The 11,881-nt window shown below is 55.6% G+C and carries 10 protein-coding genes; 4 read left to right on the forward strand and 6 right to left on the reverse strand.

The features are described 5' to 3' along the window. The first annotated feature begins 234 nt into the window (after window positions 1-234). A complete protein-coding gene (locus NL116_RS11475; RefSeq protein WP_494377243.1) occupies window positions 235-4,998 on the forward strand; it encodes an RHS repeat-associated core domain-containing protein in 4,764 nt (1,587 codons plus the stop codon). 17 nt (window positions 4,999-5,015) lie between these two features. Beyond that, on the forward strand, window positions 5,016-5,435 hold the full coding sequence (locus tag NL116_RS11480; RefSeq protein WP_494377244.1) for a hypothetical protein: 420 nt from the start codon (window positions 5,016-5,018) through the stop codon (window positions 5,433-5,435). Between the two features lie 304 nt (window positions 5,436-5,739). Here NL116_RS11480 and NL116_RS11485 read toward each other — a convergent pair whose 3' ends face one another. Continuing rightward, window positions 5,740-7,125, reverse strand: a complete 1,386-nt coding sequence (locus NL116_RS11485; RefSeq protein WP_494377245.1) for an IS4 family transposase — start codon at window positions 7,123-7,125, stop codon at window positions 5,740-5,742. 713 nt (window positions 7,126-7,838) lie between these two features. Between NL116_RS11485 and NL116_RS11490 the strand changes: the two genes are divergently transcribed. Beyond that, window positions 7,839-8,162 (forward strand): hypothetical protein, encoded by a 324-nt coding sequence (locus NL116_RS11490; protein WP_494377246.1) that lies wholly within the window; start codon window positions 7,839-7,841, stop codon window positions 8,160-8,162. 126 nt (window positions 8,163-8,288) lie between these two features. On the opposite strand, the gene NL116_RS11495 is transcribed toward NL116_RS11490, so the two are convergent. After that, window positions 8,289-8,498 (reverse strand): hypothetical protein, encoded by a 210-nt coding sequence (locus NL116_RS11495; protein WP_494377247.1) that lies wholly within the window; start codon window positions 8,496-8,498, stop codon window positions 8,289-8,291. A gap of 328 nt (window positions 8,499-8,826) precedes the next feature. Here NL116_RS11495 and NL116_RS11500 point away from each other — a divergent pair, with 328 nt between their 5' ends. Further along, on the forward strand, window positions 8,827-9,042 hold the full coding sequence (locus tag NL116_RS11500) for a TOBE domain-containing protein (RefSeq protein ID WP_046028014.1): 216 nt from the start codon (window positions 8,827-8,829) through the stop codon (window positions 9,040-9,042). 125 nt (window positions 9,043-9,167) lie between these two features. Here the strand turns inward: NL116_RS11500 and NL116_RS11505 are convergent, their stop codons facing one another. The 4 genes from NL116_RS11505 to NL116_RS11520 form a co-directional block, all read right to left on the reverse strand. Continuing rightward, on the reverse strand, window positions 9,168-9,500 hold the full coding sequence (locus NL116_RS11505; protein ID WP_494377248.1) for a hypothetical protein: 333 nt from the start codon (window positions 9,498-9,500) through the stop codon (window positions 9,168-9,170). Window positions 9,501-9,739: 239 nt separating this feature from the next. Next, entirely contained in the window at window positions 9,740-10,153 is a 414-nt protein-coding gene (locus tag NL116_RS11510; RefSeq protein WP_494377249.1) for a VOC family protein, read from the reverse strand. A gap of 185 nt (window positions 10,154-10,338) precedes the next feature. Next, window positions 10,339-10,941, reverse strand: a complete 603-nt coding sequence (locus tag NL116_RS11515) for a TetR/AcrR family transcriptional regulator (RefSeq protein ID WP_494377250.1) — start codon at window positions 10,939-10,941, stop codon at window positions 10,339-10,341. Next, window positions 10,928-11,779: a 3-hydroxybutyryl-CoA dehydrogenase gene (locus NL116_RS11520; protein ID WP_494377251.1), complete on the reverse strand. Its 852-nt coding sequence runs from the start codon at window positions 11,777-11,779 to the stop codon at window positions 10,928-10,930. Before NL116_RS11520 ends, NL116_RS11515 begins: the two co-directional genes overlap by 14 nt. Window positions 11,780-11,881: the final 102 nt, after the last annotated feature.

Raw genomic sequence — 11,881 nt, forward strand, 5'->3', positions numbered from 1 at the left:
TCTTGGGTAGATAAAAGAACGTGGCGTGAGGGAGACCTCACGCCACGTTTGCGTTTATGGCTGCTTGTTGTTTTTTGGCCGTTAATTAAAGATTTGTCCTACGTCAACATCCTACTTTCCTGACTTCTTTCCTGATTGATCCCCGGCAAAGTCTCGCGCGCTCAAATTTCTGCGCGAGGGATTGCACATGTTCGACCCGATTTTCCACCTCACTTCATGCCGTTCGGTGCGTTGATGGCGCACATCGCCCGCATCGAGCAGGAGCTCGACCGTTTTCCAGACACCCTGTCGCTCTACCGTGAACAGCTGAAACGCTGGTTCAGCCAAGCGGCAGACCAAGCCAGTCACATTGCTGATTTGCCTTCGTTGATGGGTATGGAGCGGATCATTCGTTTCGGCGACACCATCACCACGATGAGCAGTGGCGATGACGATTTTCTCTCTACCGTCGTGCAATGCCCGAAGGGTGGAAAACTGGAGATCGAGAGCAAGTTCGAATCGGTTTATGACGTGCCCGTGGGGAATATTCAGGTCGATGTGATTGCTATGGATGGCGGCAAAAAAACGCCTATCACGCTTGATCAGAACGGCAAAGGGATTTTCACGGGGGAGGTGGGCAAGTTCTATCGCATTCACGTCAACGATGAAGTAACACCACAGCAAGTCGATGATCTTTTCTCTTCTTACGACGGTCTGACCGCAGAACTGGAGGGCTGGCTACGCAAAGAATGGGAAGGGTTTAAACCGCAGTGGTCGCAGTCGACTTTTGCGGCCGCCGGGAATGGAATACTCGCGGGAAGTTGGGCGGCGATTTCTGGTGTGTGGGACAGCGTCAGCCTGCTCTCTGACATTCTGCAGAATCCTCGAAAGTTCGTTGAGCGCTTGGGCAGTGGTGCCGACCATTTGGTGGAATTGGCTGAACAATTTCCGGCCACGATGGAGAAGGTTCAGTTACTGGTCAGTGACGAAGCGGCGCTCTGTTTATTGCTTCGCACCGCGAGCCTCTGGTTGGAGATGCTGCCGCCCAGCGAAATCGCCGGTAAAACGACTGAAGCGGTTTCGACGGCAGTGGTGCAGTTGCTCATCGATATTCTGATCGGAATCGTTTTGACCTTCGCCGGTGCGGGGGCGGGCATTGCCTATCTGGGGATGCGTCTTGCGCACTACGGCGCCCGGATCGTCAGCGCCGTATTGGGTTTCGTCAAAGCGATCTTCACGATCATCAACAGTTTCATGTCCTACGTGGATCGCTACAAAGCGGTCGCCGCGCGCGGCGTCGCGGCCGGTTTGAAACAAGGCCGCATGCAACTGCGTTGGGATGCCAAACGCAACACCACCCTCAAGCAAAACGAACACCACGACAACGCCCCGGATCAGGCGAAAAACCCCAACGGCGACGCCGCCGATTCCGCCAATAAAACCGCCACCAACAAATGCCCGGTGTCGATGGTCACCGGCGAAGAACTGCTGACCCTCACCGACGGTGCGCTGGACGGCATTCTGCCGTTCGACTTCACCCGGCTCTATCGCACCAGCGCTGCCGAAATCGATGGCGGCCTCGGTTTCGGCTGGAGCCACTCGCTCTCCCATCGACTGGAGATCGACGGTGACAGCGTCATCTGGATCGACCACGAAAACCGTCGCACCACGTTCCCGCTGCCGACCGCTGAACGCCCGGCGATTCACAACAGCCTGTCCCGCGCGGCGATTTATCTCGGGGCTGAACTCGAAGAACTGATCCTCGCCCAGGCCGGCGACGACGCACGGTTTTATCACTTTCATCACGGTCGACTAACAGCGATCAGCGACGCTTACGACAACCGCCTGCGCATCACTCGCGACCGCCAGGCGCGCATCCAGCGCCTCGACAACGGTGCCGGCCGCGCCTTGCGTTTGCGTTATGAACGCAGCCATTTGGTCGCCGTCGACTATCAGGCTTTTACCCCGGCGCAGACGCTCGATGAGTGCTGGCAGACCGAGCAAACCCTGGTCAGTTACACCTACGACGAACGCGATCAACTGATCGAAGCCAGCAACGCCGCCGGCGAAAGCGAACGCTACGACTACGACGAGCAGCACGTCATTCTCCAGCGGCAACTGGCCGGTGGGGCAAGTTTCTTCTGGGCGTGGGAAAGGTCCGGCAAAGCGGCGCGCTGCATCCGCCACTGGGCCTCGTTTGCGCAGATGGATGCACGCTATGTCTGGGATGACGCCGGCAGCGTCACCGTGCACAACCTCGACGGCAGCGAAGAGGTTTACGTCCACGACGACCACGCCCGGCTGGTGCGCAGAGTCGAACTGGATGGCGGTGAACAGCTCAAGGCCTACGACGATGACGGCCGATTGATCGCCGAGCAGGACCCGCTCGGCGCCGTCACCGAATACCGTTACGACGAAGTCGGACGCCTGATTGCGCTGATTCCGCCGGAAGACGAGCCCACGGCCTACGAGTATCGCAACGGTTTCCTGCACGCCCGTTATCGCGGTAAAGCGGTCTGGAAGTATCAACGCAATACCCAGGGTGACATCACCGAAGCGACCGACCCTGACGGCCAGGTCACCCATTACCACTACGACGACAAAGGGCTGCTGCTGTCGATCCGTTACCCCGATACCAGTCGGCATGTGTTCGTCTGGAACGGTTTGGGGCAACTTGTCGAGGAGACGTTGCCGGACGGCGGGCAGCGGCGCTTTTCCTACGATGCTCTGGGGCGGCAGCTTACCCGTCAGGACGAACATGGCGCGGTCACCCAGTCGCAATGGGACGCCGTTGGCCGACTGATCCAGACGACTTTGCCTACCGGCGCCAGTCGTGCCTATAGCTACAACGCCTACGGAAAAATCACCGCCGAACGCGACGAACTCGGCCGCATCACGCGCTATGAATACCTCGACGACCTGCACCTGGTCAGCCGTCGCCTCAATGCCGACGGCACCCAGCTGAAGTATTGCTACGACAACGCGCAGCTGTTGCTCACGGAAATCGAAAACGAATCCGGTGAACACTATCGGCTGGACTACACCCCCGGCGGATTGATCCGACAGGAAACCGGCTTCGACGGTCAGCGCACGGCGTACGTCTACGACCTCAATGGCCAGCTGCTGGAGAAAACCGAGTTCGGCGACGATGGTTCACAACTGGTTACCGCCTATGAGCGGGATTCGGCCGGCCGATTGCGGGTCAAAACCCTGCCCGACGGCGTCAAGGTCGAATACCGCTACGACAGCCTCGGCCGGCTGATCGGCGTCGACGACGGTCACGACCATCCGCTGGAATTCGAGTACGACCGACAGGACCGCCTGATCACCGAACATCAGGGCTGGGGCACGCTGCGCTATGGCTACGACGCCTGCGGCCAACTCAATCGCCTGCGCCTGCCCGACGGCAGCAAACTCGATTACCACCACGCCAAGGGCGGCGCGCTCACCGCCATCGACCTCAACGGCGCGCGGCTGACCAGCCACCAATTTGCGTTTGGTCGCGAGCAACAACGCCAACAAGGCCAGTTGCTCAGCGAGTTTGCCTACGACGATCAGGGCCGACTGAAGGCTCACGCTGTCAGCCAACAGCAACAACCGCTGTATCGCCGCGACTACGCCTACAGCGCCAACGGCAATCTCGACCATATCGCCGACACCCGCCACGGCCAACGCAACTACACCTACGACCCGCTCAACCGCCTGACCCGCGTGCGCCACACCCGCGACACCCCGCCGGAAAACTTCGCCCACGACCCCGCTGGCAACCTGTTGATGCAAGACCGCCCCGGCGCCGCGAAAGTGCTGGTCAATCGCCAGCTGATGCAAGGTGATCGCCACTATGACTACGACGCCTTCGGCAACCTGATCCGCGAACGCCGCGGCACCGGGCAAAAACTCGTCACCGAGTACCGCTACGACTGCCAACACCGCTTGGTCTGCGTCACCACTCCGGACGGTCGCACCGCCAGCTACCGCTACGACGCCTTCGGCCGCCGCATCGCTAAAGCCGTCGACGGCCACACCACCGAATTCTTCTGGCAAGGCGATAACCTCATCGCCGAAAGCAGCCGCGAACACTACCGCAGCTACGTCTACGAACCCGGCAGCTTCCGCCCGCTGGCCATGCTCGACGGCAAAGGCCCACGCAAAGCCTGCCCGTTCTACTACCAACTCGACCACCTCGGCACACCGCAGGAACTGACGGATTTTGGTGGCGAGATCGTGTGGTCGGCGAGGTACAACGCTTACGGCAAAGTCACGCAGCAGGCGTTCGGCGGGGGCGAGCAGCTTGAGCAGCCGTTACGGTTTCAAGGGCAGTATTTCGATGCTGAGAGCGGCCTGCATTACAACCGGCATCGGTACTATGATCCGGAGGTTGGACGGTACCTGACGCCGGACCCGGTGAAGTTGGCGGGTGGGCTGAATCAGTACCAATACACGCCGAACCCGACGGGGTGGGTTGATCCGTTGGGGTTGAGCTCGACGGACTGTCCATCGCCGAACAATAAAAAAAATGTCGGCTGTTCGTCACCCGATGTCGTTAGCAAAGCTGTCATCAATGCCGGTGATCCGACTCTTCCAAAACCTTTGCCCAAAGAACAGGCTAAACGCCAAGTACTGTCGTGGGAAAAAGAATACGGCATGCATAGTGTTGAGAAACACTCCCCTGACATCCAAGATAAAGCTTTGAAACAGCGCACTATTGATGGAAGTCACCCAACCAAAAAAGGGGTAAAGGAAAAAATTAACTCAAGTTCACAATTTACTAGTTGGACTTTACAGTGCCAAGCGATCGGATATGCTATTGCAAAAATGAATAAAAAAATTCCTGAGCCTAGTGGGTATGATAAGCACGGTAATCCGGTTGTACGAGTGAAAATTCCAGGCGTGGGGAGAGGATATAAGCCTAATCATAAGGATCTGGATAACCCCAAGTTCGTAGAAGTTATGAATGAAGCGGAAATACGATTTGATAAAGAAAATATTAAACGGCCCTTTACGGCATTTACTAGATAGAAACGAGGTGTAGATAATTGAAATCACCATTTGAAAATGTAAACTTGGCTTGGGAACCTCGTCTTTCGTATTTGTTGGCAGGCCTTGAAATATATGATCGGGAGGACACGATAGGAGATGTTGTCCGTAAATATAATCCTAATATTAGTCAGGATAGATGTGAGATTATTGAAAAATTCGTAATTTGCAGTTTGGATTATCTAAGTTATAGACACCGTTTTGCTTTATTGAAAGTACTTGAAGTGGCCTTGGCTGATGGCAGTTATGACTTTTCGACGCAATTTGAAAGTGATTATGAGGAATGTAGCACCATTGCGTGGGATGAAACGGAGATTGAGAATCCTCGTGGTTTTTTTGAAGATATATATAGATTGGCATGCGCAAAGTGGAAGGATGATCTTCAAAGAGCAGCGTTAGAAGATCAATCCACTTGGTAAGCTGCAAAGGGAACGGATTTATTTTCTTGCCAGCTTCGAAGGTGTTGTTATGGCGCAACAAATAAATCCGTTCCCTTTTTAGTGTTTAACGTGAGGCATCATAGTGAGCACTATCATTTGGAGCTTAAGCCTAGCCATCTAAGTTGGAGTCAGGCAGATAAAAAAAGGCAGTTGTAAAAGTCGAGCCTGATGGATATTAGCTTGGTCACCGAACTGGCTTTGTTGCCTGTCGGTAAAGGGGGACGGATTTATTTTTGCCGTTAGCTTTGATAAGAGCAAAAAATAAATCCGTCCCGAATGGCACTTACTTAACATGTTTTGGGTGCCCGTTTTTTCTGACATCTGCCCTTGCTGACCGACGTGGCTTGGTCAGCAAGGGGTAGGCTTGAGGTCTTCGTTTTATGGCTCGCGGCTCGATACGACCAGGCCGGTTTCCAACGCGCCTTTGAGCGATCAGCGTCAATAAATTTGAAAGGCCATTCTCTTCTTCAGGACTGCCATATTGTCGCAGCGCCAGCCATAGCTGAAGGCTGTGTTTGAAGCTCAGTTCGCGAGGTAAACAGTCAGCTAACAGAGCCGATTGCGCCATCAGCATTCGGATCAGATTGTGAGCCAACAGATAGACCCATAACTCCTTGACTGCCATGCCTGGGGTTTTGCAGCTTAACTTTCCAAGTCCCAGCGTAGCTTTGAGATTTCGCAAATCCAACTCGACATGCCATCGCCCCTTGTACAAAGATTTGAGGGCTGTTTTTGGTGTCTGCCTCGGGCAATGCAACGTGGTCACCAATGTCTTTTCGCCAGCCTTCAGCTCCCGCACGGTCAGTCTTTCAGGTGCCTGTTCGTAATGCGCCTGACTCATCCAGGCTGGCCTTCTTTCGGGCTTTTTCAACTCGATCAAATGATCTTCCGAACCGAGACTCTGCCCCAAGCGAAAGTCCGTACTGCGCCGTCGAGCGCCATATTGTTCGAACACGCCATCGATACCTCTTCGTTGCAACTCGCACAGAAGGAAGTAGGTTGCGTAGTAAGCATCGCCCAACAAAATGTCGCCTGTTTTCAACGTGTCGAGCATTGATCTGAGCAGCGTCTGTTCATTGCCGCCCTTGCCTCGGAAACGCCCAAGGGCGGCATCTAAAACGGCGCCGCTGGAGAGGCAAACGATGCCAACCACTCGACACAGCGGAAAACCAACTTCCACCTTCTGACTGCGTGACTGCGGATAGGCCCCCTGATTGGCTGCGGTGTAGGGCATGCTGACCGTCGTGCCATCCACCAGCCGCACAGGCCGTCCCATCCAGCGCCACGACGAGGGTGCGTTATCACTTATCGAAGCACCTGTGTGCCTGACCAGCGTGGAAACCATTTCCACAGGCAGGCGCTTTCTGGCTTTGCAGTAGGCGCTCGTGCGAGTGCTGTTGGGCTTCATGCCGCCACAAAACCGCTTGATGGACAAATCGTTGACGGCGTTCTGGCAGGAACGGTCGGCACTCATCGCTTGAGCCAGAAACATGGACAGCGTTTCAGTCGGCGGAAACAGGCGCTCCCGATACTCCGGCAGTGCAGACTCGACGCGCTGTAACAGTTCGGGCGCAGTGAGCAGATTGAAAAACGCATAGGCATCGCAGTCCGAAGCGTGTCGATGAAAACGTTGCTGTTGATGCTGGAGAATTTGACGTCTACGATTCATTGGGGCTGTGTCCTTGGTTCGTCGGGGTGTGTTCGCAACTATCACCGTAGACCAAGACCAGCCCTTCTTCATTTTTTGCTTTCAGCTCAAGTGGTTAGCTACTAAGGAAGTGCCATTCAAATCCGTCCCCTTTTTCCCAACAAGAAGCTGATTCGGGAGAGTGAGCAGGGCTGACGGTTGAAGAAATTGTCAGGCTCGTTGGGTAGATGAAAGAACGTGGCGTGGGGGAAACCTCACGCCACGTTTTCGTTTGGGGTTGCTTGTTGTTTTTTGGGTGTTATTTAAGGATTTGGCCTACGCCGTTTTCCTACTTCTCTGACTTCTTTCCTGATTGATCTCCCGCAAAGTCTCGCGCGCTCAAAACGCTGCGCGAGGGCGAAATTTCTGGGCAAGGTCGTCGGAAGTTTCCTTCAAGTTGTAGCGGCTTTGATGAACTGGTGCGAAGTGAGAACCATGGATAGTCTTTGGCTGTCGCTGCAAATGCAGTGGCAGGGTGTAGGAACCCTTGGATTTTCACCGCGCGTCAGCGCTGTCGTGTGATTGCGGCACTTACTTAGTGTCCGTAAGATCGTTCGCGGCGGCTGTGCGCGGGACACGCTTCGGCGTGGCTGAGTTTGGTGGATCCTCAGTTTCCTACTCCCGCGTACGGCTGCCACCCAAGCCCGTAGGAAGGCCGTTGGTAGCTTAAACTTATCCGCCAAAGGTTAAAAAAAATGAAAACCCTTCACCCAGATCCACCCTACGAAAAACCAATCCCTCACCCCAAAAGCCGCTTCATGGCCCTCACCAGCAACTGCACCGACATGCCCACGCTGTTCGTCGATACCCACGCACCGCTCGACGTTTTATATGAAGCCGCCAACTACCGAATTCGTGCCGTCACTCAGGTACTGGAAAACATGTCGATGCGCGGTTCGATTGAGTGCGAATCCTTCATCCTCAGCGACTTTGCGTTGCTGTGCGCCATCCCATTGCGCGATGGCTGCGATGTGCTGGATGTAGTGGGCCGGCGATTGCGGGCAATGCCTTCGCAGTAGCGACTGGCTTCCTCCCCACAGGGTTGCTGTTGGGTCAGAAAGTTTAACGAAGTTTCTGATGCACTGGATCAGTGCGCAGGGAGTAGTTACCAACCGGTTGGTGTCACTCCCTGCGCACAAACTCACTCAGAGCAAATAACCCGCTGCCTGGGCAAGGTGGTTGTCCTGCGCCCCAGCGATCAAGTGCAATGGAATGTGTTGCTGTTGTTCTTCCATGACGGGCACTTCGAAGCACCCCACAATTTGAACGTGCCGCTCACTCAATCCGGTCGACTCTTGTGCCTGTAATTTAGCCATTCTCGCGTGGTTCGCTGCGATTTCACTGAGGGTTGACACGTTAAATCTCCGGTGACTCACCAGGCGTTTCGCCGGGGTCCTTAAATGTTGAATTGATTGTCGCTGCGTCAGAATAACGTCGTTTCCGGGCGGCTACGACCGGCCTTTGCAATCCCCAAGCCAGACACAATGAGCATGGCGTCAAAGATTTGCCTATACGACGAATGGTTCAAATGTCCTGAAAACCCGGGCAATGATCCGGGGTTTTATATTCAAAAAAGGAATAAATAAATAATTATTTATTCCTTTTGTTGTTTGTGCAGGTGATGCACTTTGAAGGCCTGCGCATCCGCACGGATGCGTCCGCCACCAGACAGGAAGCCTCATCATGACCATCAAAGCGATCAACGTCCGGAACCAGTTCAAGGGCGTCATCAAGGAAATCGTTCAAGGCGAAGTGGTGTCCGAGATCGACGTGCAAACCGCCTCTGGAATCGTTACGTCCGTAATTACCACGCGCTCGGTGCGTGACCTTGAACTGCAAGTGGGCAGCGAAGTGATTGCCTTCGTCAAATCCACCGAGGTCTCGATCGCCAAGCTCTGAAGCCAACCGGCAGTTCAGCCAACACGCACGTTGTAACAGCAGCTAGCGTTGCGGCTTGTCCCCTTTTTAGAAAGGACGGGGATGCTATTGGAAAGCCGCCGCAAAGGGTTGCGGCGGCAGGTCAATCAATATTGGCCGAGGCGGGCGGTATCGGTGTAGGCATTGCAGGTGCTGGTGTCCAGGCACAGTGCCATATACACCGCTTGCTTGCCGCAACCACGAACACCCACGGTGTATTCGGTACGGGCATAGCCATATTGCATTTGGGCTACTTTGCTCGACAAGATGGTCGGCGTTACAGCCTGGCAGTTCATTTCGAAGGCTGCGCGAGTGGTCACCACCTTCAACGCGGCATCTTGATTGGCAGCAATAAATTGCTGGTTAGTCTGGCAACCGGCAAGGCCAGCAGCCAGCAGTGCCAAACCCAGCAGGGCACGGCTTTTGTTTTTGATATTCATCGGGACTGTGCTCCATTAATGTGATTTTGCCAATCAAGCGAAGGGTCAGTGTCCTGCCTGTGTCTCTGCTCAGCGAATGCTGACAATACGTTGATGATCCGGACCACGTTAAAGCTAGTCGCTCAGGCCGCGACTAGCCAATTCTCTATTGAGCCTTTCGCCCTCCGATAGGTTGCCCGGCGACATTCCATGCCCAACTTTTTCAGGTTGGGCTTTTTCATGCCCGTCGCAAAAGCCTGCTATTGGTCTTTCTCGCAATTGACCATCCACGACACGCCAAACCGGTCCACCAGCATGCCGAAACGCGCCGCCCAGAACGTCTGTTCCAGCGGCATGTGCACGGTGCCGTCTTCCGACAAGGCATTAAAGACCCGTTCCGCCTGCGCGATGCTGTCAACATTCAGCGAAACCGAAAAACCGGCCATGTCATCGACAGGACGATCCGGTGTCGTGTCGGAGCCCATGATCGCCTGATCGCCCACCACAAGGCGGGTGTGAATGATCAGGTTGTGAAAATCTCTTGGCACGTGCTCGCCGGCCGGAGTTTCACCGAAGGTCATCATGGCTTCGATCTTGCCAGGCAGGCTTTTCTCATAAAAGGTGAAGGCCGCTTTGCAGTCGCCATTGAAGATCAGGTAGGGATTGATTTTCATGTTGTGCTCCCGGTAACGAAGGAGGCCGGTCGAGAGTGGATCAACCGCTGGCCCCACACAGTATTTGGACGCCATTAGCAAAACGTTAGAGGGAGGTTTTGGCAAAATTCGTTTAGATGATTTTTCTATTGAAGTGCGCTGTTTTATGGCCTGCGCACGCCTACACCTGACATTGCGTCAGGTGCTCACGCCACCGCTCGTGGCGCCGAAGGCCGCAGTAGACGCTCAATGGCCCCGCTTACCATATTTTCCAGCAGTTCATCGCGCTCATGGTCATTCAGCGAATGTTGCATCAACCAGCTGGGGGCGCTGTTGAGCAAATTGGCGATGGCGTGCGCGGCGGCACGTTGCGCCTGTTCGCCAACCCGGGGTTTGGTGCCGAGCATCAGCAGCAGGCGATGTTCGTATTGCTCGCGCAATTGCCGGACTCGCGCCTGTTGCTCGTCATTGAGGCAACCGCTGTCACGCTCCGCCAGACGAAAATGCCAAGGCATTTCCCGGTGCAGATTCAAATGCGCACGGATCAGGTTTTGCAGCTTGTCGCGTTTCGCCGGCCCCTTTTGATTGAGGCGATCCAGGGTCGCCAGCAGCTCTTCGTAGAACTCCTCGATCAGGTCGAGCAGCAAGTGCTGCTTGCTTGGGTAATGGTGATACAACGAGCCCGGGGAGAGCCCCAGGCACGTGGCCAGCTCACGCATGCCGACCTGACCGAAACCCTTGCTGGCGAACAGCTCCAGCACTTTGTCCCGGTACTCGGCAAAGCGCGAGCAACGCTCAGGCATAGGCATGGAAGCCACGTCCTGTTTTTCGTCCCAGATAACCGGCGGCGACCATTTCCTTGAGCAGTGGTGCCGGGCGGTATTTGCTGTCGTTGAAGCCGTCGTAGAAGGCTTCCATGATGGCCAGCAAGGTGTCCAGTCCAATCAGGTCAGCCAGGGCGAGCGGGCCGATCGGCTGGTTGCAGCCCAGGCGCATGCCGGCGTCGATGTCTTCGGCACTGGCCAGGCCTTCCTGAAACACCAGAATGGCTTCGTTGATCATCGGCACCAGAATCCGGTTGACCACAAAGCCCGGGCGGTTGCCGGCGGTGATCGCGGTTTTGCCCAGGGTGGTCGCCATGTCCAGGGCGAGGGCGTGCGTGGCGTCGCTGGTTTGCAGGCCGCGAATCACTTCAATCAGGCCCATCACCGGCACCGGGTTGAAGAAGTGCAGGCCGATGAAACGCTCAGGCTGACTGACGCTGGCGGCAAGTTGGGTAATCGACAGCGACGAGGTGTTGGAGGCAATCACGCACTCGGCACTGACCTGCGCGGCAATCTGTTGCAGCACGCGCAGTTTCAGGTCGAGGTTTTCGGTAGCCGCTTCAATCACCAATTGCGCGTTCTTCAGGCTGTCGTAGTGGGTGCAGGTGCGAATCCTGTCGAGGGCAACCTGCTTCTGCTCCTCGGTCAGCGTGTCCTTGGCGACCTGGCGATCAAGGTTTTTGCTGACGGTGGCCAGGGCCTTTTGCAGGGCACTCTCGGAGATGTCGATCAGGGTCACGGTGAAACCGGCCAGCGCACAGACCTGCGCAATCCCGTTGCCCATGGTGCCCGCGCCGATCACGCCGATGTTTTGCAGATTCATGTTGCCGTCCTTCCATTCATACCTTGCGATACCTTGGCCGTCACAACGGTCGAAGGCGTACTATTGGCCGCGAGTCTAGAACCGACAGCCCGGTAGTCCTAT

The organism is Pseudomonas sp. FBCC-B1667 (genome assembly GCF_059133255.1).